Genomic DNA, 18,527 nt, shown 5'->3' with positions numbered 1-18,527 from the left:
CGCTGGCGGCCTGCTGCTGCGCGCCTGTCGGGGCTAAACGTGCCCACGGCCAGAGGAATGGCCGTGCGATAGAGAAAGGAGTAATACGGTGAACATTACACAGCTGAAAGCGGCCCTGCCGCGTGAGTTGCTGGCCTCGGTAGTGGTCTTTCTGGTGGCCCTGCCCTTGTGCATGGGCATTGCGATCGCCTCCGGTATGCCGCCTGCCAAGGGGTTGATCACCGGTATCATCGGCGGCATTGTCGTCGGTTTCCTCGCCGGCTCCCCGTTGCAGGTCAGCGGACCGGCAGCTGGGCTGGCGGTGCTGGTCTTCGAACTGGTGCGCCAGCACGGCATGGCCATGCTCGGGCCGATTCTGCTTCTGGCAGGGTTGCTGCAGTTGCTGGCCGGGCGCCTGCGCCTGGGCTGCTGGTTCCGAGTGACGGCGCCGGCGGTGGTGTACGGCATGCTGGCGGGTATCGGGGTACTGATCGTGCTGTCGCAAGTCCATGTGATGTTCGACACCGCGCCTCAACCGTCGGGCATGCAGAACCTGCTGGCGTTCCCGGCAACCGTCGCTGGGGCGTTGCCGCTGGAAAGCGCAGGCATGGGTTGGCAGGCCGGTGCATTGGGGTTGGGCACCATGCTCATCATGTGGGGCTGGGAGCGATTGCGGCCACAACGCTTGCGCTTCATTCCGGGAGCATTGCTGGGCGTGACAGCCATGACTGCCATCAGCCTGTGGCTGGCGCTGCCGGTGAACCGCGTAGAGGTACCGGCGGACTTGTCCGAGGCCATCGACTGGATTCGCTTCGATGACCTGATGAAACTGACTGACCCTGGCCTGCTGGTGGCGGCCTTTGCACTGGCATTCATCGCCAGCGCCGAAACCTTGTTGTCTGCCGCAGCGGTGGACCGCATGCACAGTGGCCAGCGTTCGGATTACGACCGGGAACTGTCGGCCCAAGGCATCGGCAACATGCTGTGCGGGATACTGGGCGCGCTGCCCATGACCGGCGTGATCGTGCGTAGCTCGGCCAACGTCCAGGCCGGCGCACAAACCCGGGCTTCGGCGATTCTGCATGGCGTGTGGCTGCTGGCGTTCGTGGTGGTGCTCAGCAGCATTCTGCAGCAGATTCCGATTGCAAGCCTGGCCGGGGTGCTGGTGTTTACCGGGATAAAACTGGTCGACCTCAAAGCCTTCCGGGGCCTTGGGCGCTATGGCCGGATGCCGATGTTCACCTATGCGGCTACCGCCCTGGCGATCATCTTCACCGACCTGCTCACGGGCGTCTTGTTGGGCTTTGCCCTGACGTTGCTCAAGCTCGCCTTCAAGGCCGCACGCCTCAAGATCAACCTAGTGGACCTGCCCAAGGCCGGGCACATGGAACTTCGCCTGAGCGGCGCGGCAACCTTTCTCAAGGTGCCGGCGCTGACCAAGGTGCTCGACGGCGTACCCGCCGGCACCACGCTGCATGTGCCGCTGGGCAACCTCAGCTACATCGACCACGCCTGCCTGGAATTGCTCGAAGACTGGAGCCGCAGCAATGCGGCCAGTGGTTCCAAGCTTCGAGTCGAGCACAAGCGCTTGAAACGACGGGTGGAAGGACGGCTACGCACCACGTCCGGCGTGGGTGCCTGACCTCGGGCTGTGGCCCAGGCTGGCCATCGCAACGTCGGCCAGCCCAGCCATGCTCAAGCCGGCTGGCCGAGCTCCACGCCCAGCTGACGTGACAGGCAGGGCCAACGCTTCCAGGCAGCGCCGGTTTCGGGGCTGCTCAGTTTTTCACGGTAGGCTTCCACAGATTCTGCGGCGAAGCTCTCGTCGTCGAGCATTTCATCGACCGAGTGGTGCACCACTTCATCGAGCTGATTGGCAAACGCCTCGCCGATCAGCTGGTGAGCGATCAGGTTGGCAACGGTGGTATCGACGGGGATGAGTGGCTGCTGGAAGTGCCGGATATACAGGTCGTTGACCTCCTCCACCAGGCGATGGGCCAGGTAGGCCTCGTCCAGCAGGCAGTCCAGGCCGACATGCCCTTGCATAACGCTAGGCGGCTGCAGGAAGTAGGCCTCGGCAATCTTCAGTACGGGCTTGATCTGCGACTCGATACCGGCTTCACGCGCCACCTCGTGGGCCGCTTCAAGCAGTTCCGGCACTTGATCGATGTAGGCACCCACAAAGCGCGCCAACGTGTCCTGAGCACCCTGCTCCGGCAATTGGATGGAAGGGTGCAGGTGCGGCAGTTGCAGCGCGAGGCGTTTTTTCAGCTGGCCGGTCTGGCCTTCATGTTGGTGGGCTTGATTCACCTGCTCGCGTACAGCAGCGATGTTCATGACAACTCCAAGGACAAATCGTTTCAAACGGAAGACACTAACTTAGCTGGATATTCAATTAAGTTAAGATCCATTTGTTATAAACGGATCCGATGCCTGTCGTATCCAGCATATATGGCGCTTCCTGCGTGACTGTTCCCCTTCAATTACACCGATTTAGAGCCATTGGGCTGTTGATGAAGTTCATTTCATGAAAACCGGGTGCACTATGCTAATCGTCCCGCACAGCCCATTAAGACCAATGCAAACCGTGGCGCCGCGCCGCATGCGTAGCACGCCGGCATGGCGTACCCTAGCGCCTACCTTGTGCGCTGTTCATTGCAGTTATCGTCGACCTCAACCTGTTATCGAGCCCATGACCCGAACCCAGAAAGCCGTCTTCCTCATCGCTGCCCTGATCGTCGTGATCATGGGCCTGATCCTCAACAATGTGCTCAACGCCAAGCGCCCACCGAGCGCTACCGAGCTCATCGATGCCGGCATCATCCTGCTGCCGCAAAGCCGGACGGTGGCTGACGTGACCATGACCAACCAGAACGGCCAGCCGGTGCAGCTGGATGAGTTGAAAGGCAAGTGGTCGCTGTTGTTCTTTGGCTATACCTACTGCCCAGATATCTGCCCCACCACGTTGGCGCAGCTGCGACAGGTAAAGAGTGAACTGCCCAAGCAGGCGCTGGACCGCTTGCAGGTGGTATTGGTGAGCGTGGACCCCAACCGCGACACGCCGAACCAGCTCAAGCAATACCTGGGTTACTTCGACAAGGACTTCGTGGGGTTGGCCGGTTCCGTGGAAGATACCCAGAAGCTGGCCAATGCGCTTAGCATCCCCTTCATCCCTGCCGACACCAGCAAGCCCGGTTACACCGTGGACCACAGTGGCAACCTGGCAATCGTCGGCCCGGACGGCCGTCAGCGTGGCTTCATTCGTGCGCCGTTCGACAGCAAGAAGTTGGTGGCCCGCCTGCCCGGTCTGGTCCGGGGCGACTGAGCATCTGTCAGGGCCCTGCGCGGGACCTGGCCTCTGGAGCGACAGCACAGGCGCATGACCACCGTGCTTGCGTCACGCTCCAAATGGCAACCTCACCCTGGGCCGCTTGGCGACCCAGGGTGCAGGCTCAGAACGCGGGTACTACAGCGCCTTTGTATTTCTCGGTGATGAACTGCTTCACCTCGGGCGAATGCAGGGCGGCTGCCAGCTTCTTCATGTCTTCACTGTCCTTGTTGTCCGGACGCGCGACGAGGATATTCACGTAAGGCGAATCGCTGCCCTCAATGGCCAGCGCATCCTTTTCCGGGTTCAACTTGGCTTCCAGCGCATAGTTGGTGTTGATCAGGGCGGCATCGACCTGGGTCAGCACGCGCGGGATGGTGGCCGCTTCTAGTTCGCGGAACTTGATGTTCTTCGGGTTCTCGGCAACGTCTTTCACGGTGGAGAGGATGTTGCTGTTGTCCTTGAGCTTGATGACGCCAGCCTTGTCCAGCAGCAGCAGGGCACGGCCACCGTTGGTGGCATCGTTGGGGATGACCACGGTAGCGCCGGATGGGAGTTCGTCGAGCTTCTTGATCTTTGTGGAATAAACGCCCAGCGGTTCGATGTGCACGCCAGTCACGTTCACCAGATCGGTACCCTTGGCCTTGTTGAACTCATCGAGGTAAGGCTGGTGCTGGAAGAAGTTGGCGTCGAGGCGCTTTTCCGCCACCTGCACGTTTGGCTGGATGTAGTCGGTGAATTCCTTCACCTTCAGCTCTACCCCTTCCTTGGCCAGCAGCGGCTTGACCACGTTGAGGATCTCGGCGTGGGGTACCGGCGTAGCAGCGACGGTCAGGGTATCGGCCTGGGCCGAGAAGGCCGCGATGGCGGCAGCGACAGCAAGCAGCTTCTTCATTGATCACTCCTTGTGAGGGCCGCGACGGCCCCCGAACGGGTCGGCCGAGCCGACCCCATTGGGGTTACTTACGGGAAAAATGCACAACCAGCCGGTCGCCGACACTTTGCAGGACCTGCACCAGCACCAGCAACAGCACCACGGTCACGACCATGACGTCAGTCTGGAAACGCTGGTAGCCGAAACGAATCGCCAGGTCCCCCAGACCACCCGCACCCACGACACCGGCCATCGCGGTATAGGAAACCAGCGTGATGGCCGTGACGGTGATCGCGGCGAAGATCCCTGGCCGGGCCTCGGGCAACAGGGCGCTGGTGATGATCTGGCGCGTGGTGGCACCCATGGACTGTGTGGCTTCGATGATGCCGCGATCCACTTCGCGCAGAGCGGTTTCGACCAGGCGGGCGAAGAATGGCGTGGCACCCACTACCAAGGGCGGAATCGCACCCGCCACGCCCAGCGACGTGCCGGTGATCAGCACGGTGATGGGGATCATCACGATCAACAGGATGATGAACGGCAGCGAACGCAGCACGTTGACCACTAGCGACAGCAAGGCGTACACGCCCTTTTGTTCGAACATCTGGCGCGGACCGCACAGAAACAGCAGCACGCCCAGCGGTAGGCCCAGCAGCACGGTGAAGAACAGCGAGCCGAACAGCATGATCAGGGTATCGACGGTTGCCAGCCAGATTTCGGCCCAGTCGACGTTGGCAAAGAAACTCAAGGCGTCCATCAACGCAGTACCTCCATATGAACATCCGCGGCCTTGAAGCGGGCAAAGGCCGCTTGCATGTCGCCGCCAATCAGGGCGAGCGTGAGCTGACCGTAGGGGACGTCCTTGATGCGATCGATACGCCCGGCAAGGATGCTGTAGTCCACGCCGGTCTCACGGGCAACGGTACCCAGCAGCGGCGCGTAGGTGGCTTCGCCCTGGAAGGTCAGGCGTACGATGCGGCCTGGCACATGGGCGAAGTCGTCGCGCTGTTCGCCTTCATCGACGTGATCGTCTTCCTGCACGAAGCGCTTGGTGGTGGGGTGCTGCGGGTGCAGGAACACATCCGCCACCGAGCCTTGCTCGACGATCTGACCGGCGTCCATCACTGCTACCCGGTCGCAGACGCGGCGGATCACGTCCATTTCGTGGGTAATCAGCACGATGGTGAGTTTCAGCTCCCGGTTGATCTCGGCCAGTAGCTGCAGTACCGAGGCGGTGGTCTGCGGGTCCAGGGCGCTGGTCGCCTCATCACACAACAGGATCTTCGGGTTGGTCGACAAGGCACGGGCAATGCCGACGCGCTGCTTCTGACCGCCCGACAACTGTGCAGGGTACTTGCGAGCATGCTCCGACAGACCGACCCGGGCCAGAAGCTCGACCACGCGTTTGTCAATCTCGGCGCGCGACAATTGGCCAGCAAGGGTGAGCGGCAGAGCGACGTTGTCTGCAACGGTCTTGGAAGCCAGCAGGTTGAAATGCTGGAAAATCATGCCGACCTGTTGGCGAAAGCCGCGCAATTGGGTGGCATTGAATGCGGTCACTTCTTCACCGTCGACAATGATCTTGCCGCCGGAAGGCTCTTCCAGGCGATTGATCAGGCGCAGCATGGTGCTCTTGCCGGCCCCGGAATGGCCGATCAGGCCGAACACCTGGCCATCCTCGATCGTCAGGGTCGTGGGATTCAGTGCGGGAATTTCTCTACCGGCAACGCGGTAAGTCTTGTGTACCTGTTGGAACTCGATCACGTAGCGAACCTTGTGGGGCGCATGGAAATTGATTCAGCGGTGGGCTGGGGGCCGCATTTTAGCCTTTTATAACCGCTGTTCTTAGCATTTATTTTGCCTCTGACCAATCTGAACGCTATATGGCGACAGCTGGTCATCCCGATGGAACGCTCGCGCCTCTGGCCGAGTCACTAGCTGGACAAGCCCGATCGGGCACCTTAAGACTGATGAGGAAAGCCAACCATGCCCAGCAAGAACAAGGATGCGCCGAAGCACAGCGAGGCCGCAGGTACCCAGACCCCGGATCGGGCCAATACCAATGCCAAGCTGCAGAGCCTGGAAGCAGACCGCAGCGATGCCACCGGGCAGGCGCTGCGCACCAACCAGGGTGTGCGCATCTCGGACAACCAGAACACCTTGAAGGCCGGCGACCGCGGCCCCTCGCTGCTTGAAGACTTCATCATGCGCGAGAAGATCACCCATTTTGACCATGAGCGCATCCCGGAGCGTATCGTCCACGCACGAGGCACCGGTGCCCACGGTTATTTCCAGAGCTATGGCTGCCACGCCGAACTGACCAAGGCCGGGTTCCTGCAAGACCCGGAAAAGATCACCCCGGTATTCGTACGCTTCTCCACCGTACAGGGGCCGCGTGGCTCCGGTGACACGGTACGTGACGTGCGCGGCTTTGCCGTGAAGTTCTACACCGATGAAGGCAACTTCGACCTGGTCGGCAACAACATGCCGGTGTTCTTCATCCAGGACGCGATCAAGTTCCCGGACTTCGTACACGCCGTCAAGCCCGAGCCGCACAATGAGATCCCTACCGGCGGTTCGGCTCACGACACCTTCTGGGACTTCGTCTCGCTGGTGCCTGAATCGGCGCACATGGTCGTCTGGGCCATGTCCGACCGTGCCATTCCGCGCAGCCTGCGCATGATGGAAGGCTTCGGCGTGCACACCTTCCGCCTGGTCAACGCCGAAGGCGTGGCCCACTTCGTCAAGTTCCACTGGAAGCCCAGCGAGGGCGTGCACTCCGTACTGTGGGACGAGGCGCAGAAACTGGCGGGCAAGGACACCGACTATCACCGCCGTGACCTATGGGAAGCCATCGAAACCGGCGACTACCCGGAATGGGAGCTGGGCGTGCAGATCGTGCCTGAGGCCGACGAGCACAAGTTCGACTTCGACCTGCTGGACCCGACCAAGATCATCCCCGAAGAGCTGGTACCGGTCACGCCACTGGGCAAGATGGTGCTCAACCGCAACCCGGACAACTTCTTCTCCGAGGTCGAGCAGATTGCATTCTGCCCAGGCCACATCGTGCCGGGCATCGACTTTACCAATGACCCGTTGCTGCAAGGTCGCCTGTTCTCCTATACCGATACCCAGATCAGCCGCCTGGGTGGCCCGAACTTCCACCAGATCCCGATCAATCGCCCGGTTGCACCGAACCACAACAACCAGCGCGACGCGATGCACCAGCATATCGTGCACAAGGGCCGCGCCGCCTACGAGCCCAACTCCATCGATGGTGGCTGGCCGAAGGAAACCCCGCCCGGCCCCCGCGATGGTGGTTTCGAGACCTATCAGGAACGCGTCGATGCGCACAAGATTCGCCAGCGCAGCGATTCGTTCGGTGACCACTTCTCCCAGGCGCGCCTGTTCTTCCAGAGCATGAGCCCGACCGAACAGCAGCACATCATCAAGGCCTACAGCTTCGAATTGGGCAAGGTCGAGCGTGAGCACATCCGCGCCCGCCAGGTGAATGAAATTCTCGCCAACATCGACCTGAAGCTGGCAGCCGCCGTGGCCGAAAACCTAGGCCTGCCAGCCCCTAAAGCCGGTACCGTCAAGGTCAAGGGCAGCCAGCTGGCCAAATCGCCAGCCTTAAGCCAGATGAACCACCCGGGCAAGGTTGGGATCAAGGGTCGCAAGATCGCTGTACTGATCGCCAACGGCGTAGATGCTGCCAGTGTCGACAAGATGGTCAAGGCTCTGGAAGCGCAGAGTGCTCGCCCCATGCTGCTGGGCCCGACCTCCGCGCCTGTGAAGGCCGCCGACGGTACGCAACTGCCGGTGGATGCATCGATGGAAGGTATGCCGTCGATCATGTTCGATGGCATCGTCGTACCCGCTGGCAAGGCATCCACCGATGCCATGGCGGCCAGTGGCCTGGCCAAGCACTTCCTGCTTGAGGGCTACAAGCACCTCAAGGCGATGGTGCTGACTCAGGAACTGCTGGCAACGTTGGGTCTGAAGGAAGACAAAGGTCTGCTGACCGGCGACGACCAGAAGGCCATGGACGCGTTCGTCAAGGCAGTGGAAGGGCATCGCGTGTGGGAGCGTGAAGCGGCTGCCGAAGCGGTTCCTGCTTAAATCCTGGTGTATCAGGGGCTGCCTCGCAGCCCCTGTTCACTGGCTTAGCGCTGGTGGGGAACCAGCACCACCTGAGCAGGCAGCGCGCGCTGGATATCGTGCTTCTGTTTCAGCTCGAAGGTGCTGTCGATCTTGCGAACACGCTTGGCCAATAATGTCTTCAGCCACGGCGCATCCGCGCTGCGTGGTACCTGGAACACCACATCGCAACCATAGTTGACCACGTCGGCGGCAATGTCATCGAGTTGCTGGCGCATGGCTTGGATGTTGGTGGTTTCCAACGCAATGACCGTGCTGGGCGCACTGGGGTCGATCACCCGAGCCCTGGGCTTGGCTTCGGCAGCCTTGAGTGCGGCTTCGGCCTTGGCCAGCTCGGCCTTGCGCGCTTGTGAAACGGCATCACCGCCAGTAACCGCCGGAGCCTGTGGCATGAGTGCGCGCGCGCGCGCCAAGGCTGTGACCGCCGCGTTCACGTCACCCTTCTGCAGCATGATCTGACTGCGTTGCAGGTAAGCTTCGGCCAGCTCGCGCCGGTATTGTTCGATGCGGCCGTCGCCAGGCGACTGCGCTTGCAGGGAGACCAGTTGGTCCTCTGCGGTGGCCAGCTCGTTGCTGGCGATATTTTGTTGCAATTGCTGCCATGCATCAGGCTGGGCAGGCGTGCTGGCCTGTTCGACCGGTGCTTGGGAGCACGCGGCGAGGAACAGGGAAAATACGCCAACAAGCAGACAACGGGAGGCAAACGGCTTCATTCCTGCGGCTCTCTATTTGCGCAAAAAGCGAGCAAGTCTACACCCAGGTGCGCACGCTCGAAAACTGGTCTTACAGACCCTTAACGGCGCCGAAGGTTGCAAGGCAGGCCTTGTAAGCCTTTCGCTCACCGTTTGGGCAGGGCCAGACTCAGCAAGAATAGCACCGCAGCGCACACCACAATGGATGGGCCGGCAGGGGTGTCCTTGAACCATGACAAGGCCAGCCCGCCGCAGACCGCGACTACGCCTATGACGCTGGCGCCTACAGCCATCTGCTCCGGAGAGCGCGCATGCCGTTGTGCAGCTGCCGCCGGAATGATCAATAAAGAAGTGATCAGCAAGACGCCGACGATCTTCATGGCCACCGCAATGACCACGGCAATGAGCAGCATCAGCGCCATGCGCAAGGCCGCAACCGGTAGCCCTTCGACCGTTGCCAGTTCTTCGTGGACGGTGACGGCGAGCAAAGGGCGCCACAAGACGGCGATCAGTACGAGTACCAGGGCGCTGCCGCCCAAGATCCAGGCAAGATCGGTCGGGCTGATGGCCAGCAGATCCCCGAACAGGTAAGCCATCAGGTCGATGCGCACGTCGTGCATGAAGCTCAGCACCACCAGGCCCAGGGACAAGGTACTGGGTGCCAGGATACCCAGCAGTGTGTCGGATGCCAGAGGCTGACGTTGCTGCAAGGTCACCAGCAAAATCGCCAGCAACAGGCAGCCCACGGTGACGGCCAACGTGGGGCTGACATCCAGCACGAAGCCCAGGGCCACGCCCAGCAAGGCGGCATGGGACAGGGTGTCGCCAAAATAGGCCATGCGCCGCCAGACGACGAACGAGCCAAGAGGGCCAGCTACCAGCGCGAGGGACAGACCAGCGAGCAGGGCGTAGAGAAGAAAATCAGCCATGCTTGCAGTGCGCTCCGTGAACATGGGGGGCTGGGGCGACCACCGAACCGTGCAGGTCGTGGCTGTGGTCATGATGATGGTGATAAATGGCCAGGCTCGGTGCGGTCTGGCCGAACAGTTCGACGAATGCCGGGTCACCGCTGACCTGCTCGGGATGACCGGAGCAGCACACATGGCGGTTCAGGCACACCACCTGGTCGGTCGCACTCATGACCAGGTGCAGGTCGTGGGAAACCATCAACACGCCGCAACCCAGGCGGTCACGCAGTCGGGTGATGAGGTTGTACAGCTCGGTCTGCCCTACCACGTCAACGCCTTGGACCGGCTCGTCCAGCACCAGCAACTGCGGCTCTCGCAGCAGTGCACGGGCCAGCAGCACGCGCTGCATTTCACCTCCAGACACAGTCTGGATCGGGCTGTCGATCACGTGCTCGGCGCCGACCTGCTGAAGCGCTGACAAGGCCGCCACGCGATCTACGCCGGGCACCAGGCGCAGAAAGCGCAGCACCGACAATGGCAGCGTGGCGTCGACCTGGATTTTTTGCGGCATGTAGCCAATGCGCAGCCGGGGTTTGCGCCATACCGAGCCGCGGTGTGGCTTGAGCAGCCCCAGCACGGCGCGGACCAACGTGGTCTTGCCCGCCCCATTGGGCCCGATCAGGGTGACGATCTGGCCGGGCGCGACTGCCAGGTCAATGCTGTCGAGCACGGCCTCGCCGCCATAGGTGACGCCGACCTGCTCCAGGCGGATCAGCGCGTCGCTCATGCCGCATCCTTGCAGTTGCTGCACACGCCCACGACTTCGACGGTCTGGTTCTCGACCGTGAAACCCACATGCCTGGCGCTGCCGACGATGGCATCGCTGATACTCGCCTGCTCCAGTTCAATGGCGATGTGGCACAGTCGGCAAATCAGAAACTGCCCCTGGTGCGAATGCTCGGGATGGCTACAACCGATGAAGGCGTTCAGCGAGGCGATGCGGTGCACGAGGCCGTTTTCCAGAAGGAAGTCCAGCGCGCGGTACACCGTGGGCGGCGCCGCGCGACGACCATCCTGTTCGCTGAGCACCGCCAGGATGTCGTAGGCGCCCAGCGGTTTGTGGCTCTGCCACACCAACTCCAGTACCCGGCGACGCAGCGCCGTCAGGCGCAGCCCCTGACGGGCGCACAGGGCGTCGGCTTCAGCCAGGGCGCTGTGCACGCAATGGGAATGGTCATGGGGACGGTTGGCCAGCGGCGTAATGGACATGGGCAGCGACGATTCTGGATGGAGACGTTATTATGTTACCTGTTTCTGACGATTCGAGTACCTACCGTGGCCCGATTCCTTACCCTGTTTGTCGCTTTCATCGCATTTTCCGCCCACGCCGACGTGCGTGTGCTGACCAGCATCAAGCCACTGCAACAGATCGCCGCTGCTGTGCAGGACGGTGTCGGCAGCCCTGAAGTGCTGTTGCCGCCAGGCGCCTCGCCTCACCATTACGCATTGCGTCCCTCGGACGTGCGCAGGGTCGCGGATGCGGATTTGCTGTACTGGATCGGCCCGGACATGGAAGGCTTCCTGCCAAGGGTGCTGGGTAACCGCAGCAAGCCGACCATCGCGGTACAGTCGCTGCCGGGCCTGAAGCTGCGTCACTTCGGCGAAGACAGCCATTCCCATGACGAAGACCATGACGACCATGACCATGATCACCGCCCGGGCAGCCTCGATGCGCACTTGTGGTTGTCTTCGGTGAACGCCCGGGTGATCGCTGGAAAGATGGCCGCCGATCTCGCCAGCGCGGACCCTGCCAATGCCGACCGCTACAAGCGTAACCTGGCGGCGTTCACCCAACGCCTGGACGCGCTCGACGCCCGTATCAAGGCACGGGTAGCGGGCGTGGCCGGCAAGCCGTACTTCGTGTTCCACGAGGCCTTTGATTATTTCGAAGCTGAATATGGCCTCAAGCACACCGGCGTGTTCAGTGTGGCTTCTGAAGTGCAGCCCGGCGCTCAACACGTGGCCGCCATGCGCAAGCGGCTGCAGGAAGTGGGCAAGACGTGCGTCTTCAGCGAGCCGCCCTTGCGCCCTCGACTGGCCGAAACCCTGACAGCCGGTTTGCCGGTGCGCCTGGCCGAGCTCGATGCGCTTGGCGGCACCGATCCGGTAAATGCGCAAGGCTACGAGCGCTTGCTCGACAAGCTAGGAAGCGACCTGGCGAGCTGCCTGGAGCAGTTGTAATGGTATGAGGTGGCGGCATGCCTGGGTTGAGCGCCGCCTGGGCAGCGCCTGATTCCCATGGGCAGACGCAGGGCCTGCCGACAGGGTTCGGGTCAGAGGGCGAACGGCAGCTTCACGGCCACCTGCTGGCGCTGCGCCAGGCGCACTTCGAATTCGCTTGGGTCGTGGATCATCACGTCCATGCCGGCGAAGGACTCTGCCGCGATCAGGCGAGACAGCCAGAACCGCACGCAGGCAACGCGCAACATCTGCGGCCAGAGTTCAGCTTCGGCTGCCGTGAATGGCCGCAATGCGGCGTAGGCGGCAAGCAAAGCCTGGGCGCGGGGTACATCGATGCCGGCCTGTGCATCCAGGCACCAGTCGTTCAGGGTAATGGCAATGTCGTACAGCATCGGCCCCGAGCAGGCATTGTAGAAGTCGATGACCCCAGACAAGTGGGTGCCTTCGAACATCACGTTGTCGCGGAACAGGTCGGCATGCAGGTTGGCCCGGGGCAATGCCAGGATCTGCGCCTGGTAGGCGGCGATTTCATCCAGCGCCGGTTGCAGCAGGCTGGCCTGCTCGGCGTTCAGGCGCGGCAGCAGTTCGGCCCCGGCGGCCAGCATCCACTCAAGGCCTCGGTCCGTGCGGCGCTCGATGATGTGTTCGTGGGTGGCCAGGTGAATGTGTGCCAGCAGTTCACCGACCTGGGCACAATGCTGGGCATTGGGCGCCTTGATATGTTTGCCCGAGAGCCTGGGTTGCAGCAGCGCCGGCTTGCCGCACAGTTCGCGCAGGCCATGGCCGTTACGGTCACGAATGGCGTAGGGCACTGGCATCCGGGCCGTGTGCAGGGTATCGAGCAACTCGATGAAGAACGGCATGTCCTCGCTGGGCCCACGCTCGATCAGCGTCAGCACGAACTCCCCCTGTTCGAGGCTGACGAAGAAATTGCTGTTCTCGGTGCCGGCGGCGATACCCTGGAAATCGAGCAGACGACCCAGCTCGTAAGGTGCCAGAAAGGTTTCCAGCTCAGGCCGGGTCACGGGGGTGAAGACTGACATGATGAAAGATTGCCCATGCGGGCACTTCTGGCCGAAGTGCCGGGTTGATGTGAACGGTGCGCGTCAGATTACCACTCGAAGATCTTCCAGGACGGAATCAGCATGTCCGGCTGGTCGGAACGAATGAAATTGCCATCGGAGCCATCGGCGCGTACCAGAAAGTAAGGCTTGCCATGTTTGGGCGTGATCTTGATCGCATACAGGAAGCCGTTTTGGCGATATTCCTGGATGGTCTTGTCGCCTTCCGTGCGAATGGTCACCTCGGGATCGGCCGAGGGCGCGTCATCCGCCGCCAAGGTGACGACGGGCAGACCTGCCATTAGGCAGAGCAGTAACAGGCGATTGAGTGTACGCATGATAACCTAGTCCCTTTGTCGTCAATGATTCTGGCTATTCTAGCGCCGGACCCGTCGAAAAGGTTGATTCTGCTCATGAGCCAAGCGCCCCTCGTCCTCGTGGACGGTTCCTCCTACCTTTATCGCGCCTTCCATGCCCTGCCCCCGCTGACCACGTCCAAGGGTATGCCGACCGGTGCGGTGAAGGGTGTGCTCAACATGCTCAAGAGCCTGCGCAGGCAGTACCCGGACAGCTTGTTCGCCGTGGTGTTCGACGCCAAGGGCGGCACGTTCCGCGACACCCTGTTCGCCGACTACAAGGCCAACCGCCCCAGCATGCCGGACGATCTGCGGGTGCAGATCGAGCCGCTGCATGCCAGCGTCAAGGCCATGGGCTACCCACTGTTGTGCGTCGAAGGCGTCGAGGCTGACGATGTCATCGGTACCTTGGCCCGTAGCAGCGCGGCGCTGAACCGCCCGGTCATCATTTCTACCGGCGACAAGGACATGGCGCAGCTGGTCGACGGGCACATTACCCTGGTCAATACCATGACCGGTAGCGTGCTGGACGTGGCTGGCGTGCACGAGAAATTTGGGGTCGGCCCCGAGCACATCATCGACTTCCTGGCGCTGATGGGCGACAAGGTCGATAACATCCCAGGTGTGCCAGGCGTGGGCGAAAAGACTGCCGTCGGGCTGTTGACCGGGATCGGCGGGGGGCTCAGCGACCTGTACGCGAACCTGGACAAGGTGCCTGCGCTGCCTATCCGTGGCGCCAAGAGCCTGCCCGCCAAGCTTGAAGAGCACCGGGATGCGGCTTTCATGTCCTACGAGCTGGCTACCATCAAGATCGACGTGCCGCTGGACATCGAAGTCGATGCACTGGTGTGCGGCGAACCGGACCGCGAGGCGCTGCTGGCGCTGTACACCGAAATGGAGTTCAAGAGCTGGATTGCCGACCTGCAGCGCGATGCGGCTCGGGAGGGGGACCAACTGCCCCCGGTGGAGGCCCCGGCGGCCATGGTCGAAGCCCGCTATGAAACCATCCTTGATCAAGAACGCTTCGACGCCTGGCTCGAGAAGCTGCGCCAGGCACCGCTGTTCGCGTTCGATACCGAAACCACCGGCCTTGATGCCCAGCGCGCCCAGCTGGTAGGGATTTCCTTTGCCGTCGAGCCCCATGAAGCGGCCTACGTCCCTTTGATGCACGACTACGAAGGCGCCCCTGTCCAGTTGGATCGTGAGGCCGTCCTGCTTGCGCTCAAGCCCCTGCTGGAGGATCCGGCAAAAGCCAAGGTGGGCCAGAACGCCAAGTACGACATCAACATCCTTGCCAACGGTTCGCCCGCGATCCAGGTGCGGGGTGTGGCCTATGACACCATGCTCGAATCGTACGTGTTCAACTCGACGGGCACGCGGCACGACATGGACAGCCTGGCGCAAAAGTACCTTGGGCACACCACCATCGCTTTCGAGGACATTGCGGGCAAAGGTGCCAAGCAGCTGACCTTCAACCAGATTCATCTGGACAAGGCCGGCCCCTATGCGGCCGAAGATGCCGACATCACCCTGCGCTTGCACCAGGCGTTGCAGGCGCATATGGCCAAGACGCCCAGTGTGCAGCCGGTGCTAATGGACATCGAAATGCCGCTGGTACCGGTGCTGGCCAAGATCGAGCGCCAGGGCGCGTTGGTCGATGCGGCGCTGTTGCACGTCCAGAGCGGCGAGCTGGGTGTGAAGATGGCCGAGCTGGAGCAGCGGGCCTTCGAACTGGCGGGGGAGGAATTCAACCTGGGTTCGCCCAAGCAGCTGGGCGCGATCCTGTACGACAAGCTGGGCATGCCGGTGATCAGTAAGACGGCCAAGGGTCAACCATCGACGGCAGAAGCCGTGCTGGACGAGCTGGCCGAACAAGGGTATCCACTGCCTGAAGTGCTGATGCAGTACCGCAGCCTGAGCAAGCTCAAGAGCACCTACACCGACAAGTTGCCGGGGCAGATCAACCCGCGCACGGGTCGAATCCACACGTCGTACCAGCAGGCGGTGGCGGCCACGGGCCGTCTTTCGTCCAGTGACCCGAACCTGCAGAACATTCCGATCCGTACGGCCGAAGGCCGGCGAATCCGCCAGGCCTTCATCGCAAGCCCTGGCTACAAGCTGCTGGCCGCCGACTACTCCCAGATCGAGCTGCGCATCATGGCGCACCTGGCCAAGGACGAAGGCTTGCTGCACGCCTTCCAAAACGATCTGGACGTGCACCGTGCGACGGCAGCGGAAGTATTCGGCGTCGCGCTCGAACAGGTTACCCATGACCAGCGGCGCAGCGCCAAGGCGATCAACTTCGGGCTTATCTACGGCATGAGCGCTTTTGGCCTGGCCAAGCAGATCGGGGTGGACCGCAAGCAGTCCCAGGACTACATCGATCGTTACTTCACCCGCTATCCAGGGGTGCTGGCCTACATGGAGCGTACCCGTGCCCAGGCCGCAGAGCAGGGGTTCGTGGAAACCTTGTTCGGTCGCAGGCTCTACCTGCCTGATATCAACGCCAAGAACCCAGCCTTGCGCCGGGGAGCCGAGCGCACGGCGATCAACGCGCCGATGCAAGGCACGGCCGCCGATATCATCAAGCGCGCCATGGTCAACGTGGACAACTGGCTGACCGAAAGCGCACTGGATGCGCGGGTGATCCTGCAGGTGCACGACGAACTTGTTCTCGAGGTGCGCGAAGACCTCGTGGACCTGGTGAAAGATGAAATTCGAAAGCATATGAGCCAGGCGGCGCAGCTGGATGTGCCGCTGCTGGTCGAGGCCGGTGTAGGCGCGAACTGGGACGAAGCCCACTGATTGCACGGGGCAAAGGGGCGTTGTGTGGCGATTTGTCGTTACAGGCGCCCCGGCCTGTGTCCAGCTGTTTCATGAAACTGCGGCAAATAGTTCCAGGCCCCAGGAACTAAAGCAGTGAACTGCAACTCAGAGTACCTGAATGGCTGGTGAAGCCGTTCGATGCTCCTATGTTGTGTTAAGTGTTGGCAGATATCCGGACCCCGCCCTAGCGGTCCGGGCTTGGACCCCGAACTTCCCCCTCCCCATACGAAGTCCGGGGTTTTTTTTGCCTGAAATTTGCCTAATGCGGGCCTTCGCCCTCAGGCGGCAGGCTTGTCTTCGAGCTCCATCCAGTCGGCCAGCACGCGGTAGGCGTCTTCAAGGCCCAGGCGCTTGGGGGCCGAGAACAGTTGGATGGTCACGCCTTCGCCCCAGCCTTTCCTGATCTCCGATTGCACCTTGAGCAAGGTGTTCTTGGCGGCGCCGTGGGTGAGCTTGTCGGCCTTGGTCAGCAGGATGTGCATGGGCATGCCGCTGGCCTTGGCCCAATCGAGCATCATTTTGTCGAAGTCCGTCATCGGGTGGCGGACATCCATCATCAAGATCACGCCACGCAGGCATTCGCGGCTACCCAGGTAAGCTTCCAGGTGGCGCTGCCAGTGCTGCTTGAGGGGGATGGGCACCTTGGCGTAGCCGTAGCCTGGCAGGTCGACCAGGCGGCGTTCGTCATCCAGGCTGAAGAAGTTCAGCAACTGGGTACGGCCGGGTGTTTTCGAGGTACGGGCCAGGCTGGCATGGGTCAGCGTGTTCAGTGCGCTGGATTTGCCGGCGTTGGAGCGGCCGGCGAAGGCCACCTCGTAACCCTGATCGTCCGGGCATTGTTCGACCTTGGCAGCGCTGAGGGCGAATTTGGCTTTCTGGCACAGACCGAGGATGGGGTTCTTGACTTGCATGGGATATCCGATGTGGTGATGCCAGCCCCTGTCGAGCGGGGCCTGGCAAGCGGTGTCGTTTCCGTTTGGGTGGCGGAAGTATATAATGCCCCAGTTTTTGTGTGCTCATTCTCCCGGCTTTGGGGGGCGAGCATGGGGCGTCGAACATGAGCTTGCGCATTAGAACGCAGCGCGGCCCCCAACCCTGAACGTCATGGCGCAATACGCAATGGCCGCTTGCTGTCGGTCTGTTCCTGCCGGTTTTCAGCGCACAGGCTACACAGGATTCCGAGGTGTTGTACAACCGCGTGTGTGCGGGGGGTACATCGAACGCCTGCTCCATGAGCCCAGATGGGCGATCGGGCAACCCGAATCCTGATCTGGCGCAATGCATGAATAGCTCGGCACGGCACAATGCTCAGGGTTTCAAGGCTATGCCGCCGCGTGGATTGTGCATGGACTGCAGTGCCGAGGACTACCGTCTGGTCATCCTTTGGATGAATGGCAGTCCCGATACATAACATTTCACCCCTAGCCGTGTTGGATTAGCTGATGAACAAACTAGTCGTGAGTCTGCTGTTGAGCCTGGGTGTCGCAGGTGCGGCCACTGCTGCGCAGCCCGTCAAAGGCGATGCCGCCGCAGGTCAGGCCAAGACGGCCGTCTGCGGGGCCTGCCACAACCCAGATGGCAATAGCCTGGCACCGAACTTCCCCAAACTGGCAGGTCAAGGCCAGCGCTACCTCGAAAAACAAATGCACGACATCAAGTCTGGCAAACGCGTCGTGCTGGAGATGACCGGCATGCTGGCCGGCTTCAACGACCAGGACCTGGCCGACATCGCGGCGTATTTCGCCAGCCAGAAAGGCAGCGTGGGTGCAGCCGACCCTGCGCTGGTCGAGCGTGGGCGTGCGCTGTTCAACGGTGGCGACCTGGACAAGGGCATGCCGGCCTGCACGGGCTGCCACTCGCCTGACGGGGCAGGTATCGCACTGGCCGGGTTCCCTCACCTGAGTGGGCAGCATGCCCAGTACGTGAGCAAGCAGCTCACCGACTTCCGTGAAGGCAACCGCACCAATGATGGGGATGCCATGACCATGCGCACCATCGCCGGGAAGCTCAGTAACCATGACATCGAGGCCTTGGCCAGCTACATCCAGGGCCTGCATTAATGCCGGGTTAATGTTGCAAGCCAAAGATGAAAGGGCGGCGC

18 protein-coding genes are annotated in these 18,527 nt (G+C 61.8%); 7 read left to right on the top strand and 11 right to left on the bottom strand.

Going from position 1 to position 18,527, the window contains the following annotated elements; translation table 11 throughout:
- The first annotated feature begins 88 nt into the window (after positions 1 to 88).
- Positions 89 to 1,621 carry a SulP family inorganic anion transporter gene (locus ACF8GB_RS06525; RefSeq protein ID WP_392475040.1) on the top strand — a complete coding sequence of 511 codons (1,533 nt, stop codon included), beginning with the start codon at positions 89 to 91 and terminating at the stop codon, positions 1,619 to 1,621.
- A 53-nt stretch (positions 1,622 to 1,674) separates the two neighbouring features.
- Here ACF8GB_RS06525 and ACF8GB_RS06520 read toward each other — a convergent pair whose 3' ends face one another.
- A complete protein-coding gene (locus ACF8GB_RS06520) occupies positions 1,675 to 2,316 on the bottom strand; it encodes a hypothetical protein (protein ID WP_058638719.1) in 642 nt (213 codons plus the stop codon).
- 355 nt (positions 2,317 to 2,671) lie between these two features.
- On the opposite strand from ACF8GB_RS06520, the gene ACF8GB_RS06515 reads away from it, so the two are divergent.
- Positions 2,672 to 3,304, top strand: a complete 633-nt coding sequence (locus tag ACF8GB_RS06515) for an SCO family protein (protein ID WP_058638718.1) — start codon at positions 2,672 to 2,674, stop codon at positions 3,302 to 3,304.
- Between the two features lie 127 nt (positions 3,305 to 3,431).
- Here ACF8GB_RS06515 and ACF8GB_RS06510 read toward each other — a convergent pair whose 3' ends face one another.
- From ACF8GB_RS06510 to ACF8GB_RS06500, 3 genes are all read right to left on the bottom strand, one after another.
- On the bottom strand, positions 3,432 to 4,202 hold the full coding sequence (locus tag ACF8GB_RS06510) for a MetQ/NlpA family ABC transporter substrate-binding protein (protein ID WP_058638717.1): 771 nt from the start codon (positions 4,200 to 4,202) through the stop codon (positions 3,432 to 3,434).
- A gap of 64 nt (positions 4,203 to 4,266) precedes the next feature.
- Positions 4,267 to 4,938 (bottom strand): methionine ABC transporter permease, encoded by a 672-nt coding sequence (locus tag ACF8GB_RS06505; RefSeq protein WP_058603678.1) that lies wholly within the window; start codon positions 4,936 to 4,938, stop codon positions 4,267 to 4,269.
- Complete coding sequence (locus ACF8GB_RS06500) at positions 4,938 to 5,945, bottom strand: methionine ABC transporter ATP-binding protein (RefSeq protein ID WP_392526723.1); 1,008 nt, start codon at positions 5,943 to 5,945, stop codon at positions 4,938 to 4,940. The genes ACF8GB_RS06505 and ACF8GB_RS06500 overlap by 1 nt, the downstream gene beginning before the upstream one ends.
- A 222-nt stretch (positions 5,946 to 6,167) precedes the next feature.
- Between ACF8GB_RS06500 and katE the strand changes: the two genes are divergently transcribed.
- A complete protein-coding gene (katE, locus tag ACF8GB_RS06495) occupies positions 6,168 to 8,303 on the top strand; it encodes a catalase HPII (RefSeq protein WP_058638715.1) in 2,136 nt (711 codons plus the stop codon).
- 44 nt (positions 8,304 to 8,347) lie between these two features.
- Here katE and ACF8GB_RS06490 read toward each other — a convergent pair whose 3' ends face one another.
- The 4 genes from ACF8GB_RS06490 to zur form a co-directional block, all read right to left on the bottom strand.
- Entirely contained in the window at positions 8,348 to 9,055 is a 708-nt protein-coding gene (locus ACF8GB_RS06490; RefSeq protein ID WP_392526722.1) for a PA5502 family lipoprotein, read from the bottom strand.
- A 125-nt stretch (positions 9,056 to 9,180) separates the two neighbouring features.
- Entirely contained in the window at positions 9,181 to 9,963 is a 783-nt protein-coding gene (gene znuB / locus ACF8GB_RS06485; protein ID WP_027913242.1) for a zinc ABC transporter permease subunit ZnuB, read from the bottom strand.
- A complete protein-coding gene (gene znuC / locus ACF8GB_RS06480; RefSeq protein ID WP_058603683.1) occupies positions 9,956 to 10,729 on the bottom strand; it encodes a zinc ABC transporter ATP-binding protein ZnuC in 774 nt (257 codons plus the stop codon). Before znuC ends, znuB begins: the two co-directional genes overlap by 8 nt.
- On the bottom strand, positions 10,726 to 11,211 hold the full coding sequence (gene zur, locus ACF8GB_RS06475; protein ID WP_058603684.1) for a zinc uptake transcriptional repressor Zur: 486 nt from the start codon (positions 11,209 to 11,211) through the stop codon (positions 10,726 to 10,728). The genes znuC and zur overlap by 4 nt, the downstream gene beginning before the upstream one ends.
- A gap of 18 nt (positions 11,212 to 11,229) precedes the next feature.
- Between zur and ACF8GB_RS06470 the strand changes: the two genes are divergently transcribed.
- Positions 11,230 to 12,183 carry a zinc ABC transporter substrate-binding protein gene (locus ACF8GB_RS06470; protein WP_392526720.1) on the top strand — a complete coding sequence of 318 codons (954 nt, stop codon included), beginning with the start codon at positions 11,230 to 11,232 and terminating at the stop codon, positions 12,181 to 12,183.
- A gap of 92 nt (positions 12,184 to 12,275) precedes the next feature.
- On the opposite strand, the gene ACF8GB_RS06465 is transcribed toward ACF8GB_RS06470, so the two are convergent.
- Both ACF8GB_RS06465 and ACF8GB_RS06460 read right to left on the bottom strand, forming a co-directional pair.
- Positions 12,276 to 13,226, bottom strand: a complete 951-nt coding sequence (locus ACF8GB_RS06465; RefSeq protein ID WP_196185291.1) for a homoserine kinase — start codon at positions 13,224 to 13,226, stop codon at positions 12,276 to 12,278.
- A 68-nt stretch (positions 13,227 to 13,294) separates the two neighbouring features.
- Positions 13,295 to 13,582, bottom strand: a complete 288-nt coding sequence (locus tag ACF8GB_RS06460) for a DUF2782 domain-containing protein (protein WP_027913237.1) — start codon at positions 13,580 to 13,582, stop codon at positions 13,295 to 13,297.
- A 75-nt stretch (positions 13,583 to 13,657) separates the two neighbouring features.
- Between ACF8GB_RS06460 and polA the strand changes: the two genes are divergently transcribed.
- The gene (gene polA, locus ACF8GB_RS06455; RefSeq protein ID WP_078477784.1) at positions 13,658 to 16,405 is read left to right on the top strand and encodes a DNA polymerase I; all 2,748 of its coding nucleotides are present in this window, start codon (positions 13,658 to 13,660) and stop codon (positions 16,403 to 16,405) included.
- Positions 16,406 to 16,704: 299 nt separating this feature from the next.
- Here polA and yihA read toward each other — a convergent pair whose 3' ends face one another.
- Positions 16,705 to 17,337, bottom strand: coding sequence for a ribosome biogenesis GTP-binding protein YihA/YsxC (gene yihA / locus ACF8GB_RS06450; protein WP_058638709.1), 633 nt, complete (start codon positions 17,335 to 17,337; stop codon positions 16,705 to 16,707).
- Positions 17,338 to 17,570: 233 nt separating this feature from the next.
- On the opposite strand from yihA, the gene ACF8GB_RS06445 reads away from it, so the two are divergent.
- Together ACF8GB_RS06445 and ACF8GB_RS06440 are read left to right on the top strand one after the other, a co-directional pair.
- Positions 17,571 to 17,837 (top strand): cytochrome c5 family protein, encoded by a 267-nt coding sequence (locus tag ACF8GB_RS06445; RefSeq protein WP_232105823.1) that lies wholly within the window; start codon positions 17,571 to 17,573, stop codon positions 17,835 to 17,837.
- 31 nt (positions 17,838 to 17,868) lie between these two features.
- Positions 17,869 to 18,486, top strand: a complete 618-nt coding sequence (locus ACF8GB_RS06440; protein ID WP_023532830.1) for a cytochrome c — start codon at positions 17,869 to 17,871, stop codon at positions 18,484 to 18,486.
- Positions 18,487 to 18,527: the final 41 nt, after the last annotated feature.

This window comes from Pseudomonas sp. xss_4 (assembly GCF_043104125.1).
Classification (GTDB): Bacteria; Pseudomonadota; Gammaproteobacteria; order Pseudomonadales; family Pseudomonadaceae; genus Aquipseudomonas; species Aquipseudomonas parafulva_B.
The sequence above is the reverse complement of the archived record's forward strand: the minus strand, read 5'-3'. Positions and strand labels throughout refer to the sequence as shown.

Coding starts and splice junctions, on each gene's coding strand:
- znuB (WP_027913242.1), bottom strand. CDS start 9,963: ATGGCTGATTTTCTTCTCTACGCCCTGCTCGCTGGTCTGTCCCTCGCG.
- ACF8GB_RS06515 (WP_058638718.1), top strand. CDS start 2,672: ATGACCCGAACCCAGAAAGCCGTCTTCCTCATCGCTGCCCTGATCGTC.
- znuC (WP_058603683.1), bottom strand. CDS start 10,729: ATGAGCGACGCGCTGATCCGCCTGGAGCAGGTCGGCGTCACCTATGGC.
- polA (WP_078477784.1), top strand. CDS start 13,658: ATGAGCCAAGCGCCCCTCGTCCTCGTGGACGGTTCCTCCTACCTTTAT.
- ACF8GB_RS06520 (WP_058638719.1), bottom strand. CDS start 2,316: ATGAACATCGCTGCTGTACGCGAGCAGGTGAATCAAGCCCACCAACAT.
- ACF8GB_RS06465 (WP_196185291.1), bottom strand. CDS start 13,226: ATGTCAGTCTTCACCCCCGTGACCCGGCCTGAGCTGGAAACCTTTCTG.
- ACF8GB_RS06440 (WP_023532830.1), top strand. CDS start 17,869: ATGAACAAACTAGTCGTGAGTCTGCTGTTGAGCCTGGGTGTCGCAGGT.
- ACF8GB_RS06505 (WP_058603678.1), bottom strand. CDS start 4,938: ATGGACGCCTTGAGTTTCTTTGCCAACGTCGACTGGGCCGAAATCTGG.
- zur (WP_058603684.1), bottom strand. CDS start 11,211: ATGTCCATTACGCCGCTGGCCAACCGTCCCCATGACCATTCCCATTGC.
- ACF8GB_RS06490 (WP_392526722.1), bottom strand. CDS start 9,055: ATGAAGCCGTTTGCCTCCCGTTGTCTGCTTGTTGGCGTATTTTCCCTG.
- ACF8GB_RS06510 (WP_058638717.1), bottom strand. CDS start 4,202: ATGAAGAAGCTGCTTGCTGTCGCTGCCGCCATCGCGGCCTTCTCGGCC.
- ACF8GB_RS06470 (WP_392526720.1), top strand. CDS start 11,230: ATGGAGACGTTATTATGTTACCTGTTTCTGACGATTCGAGTACCTACC.
- katE (WP_058638715.1), top strand. CDS start 6,168: ATGCCCAGCAAGAACAAGGATGCGCCGAAGCACAGCGAGGCCGCAGGT.
- ACF8GB_RS06460 (WP_027913237.1), bottom strand. CDS start 13,582: ATGCGTACACTCAATCGCCTGTTACTGCTCTGCCTAATGGCAGGTCTG.
- yihA (WP_058638709.1), bottom strand. CDS start 17,337: ATGCAAGTCAAGAACCCCATCCTCGGTCTGTGCCAGAAAGCCAAATTC.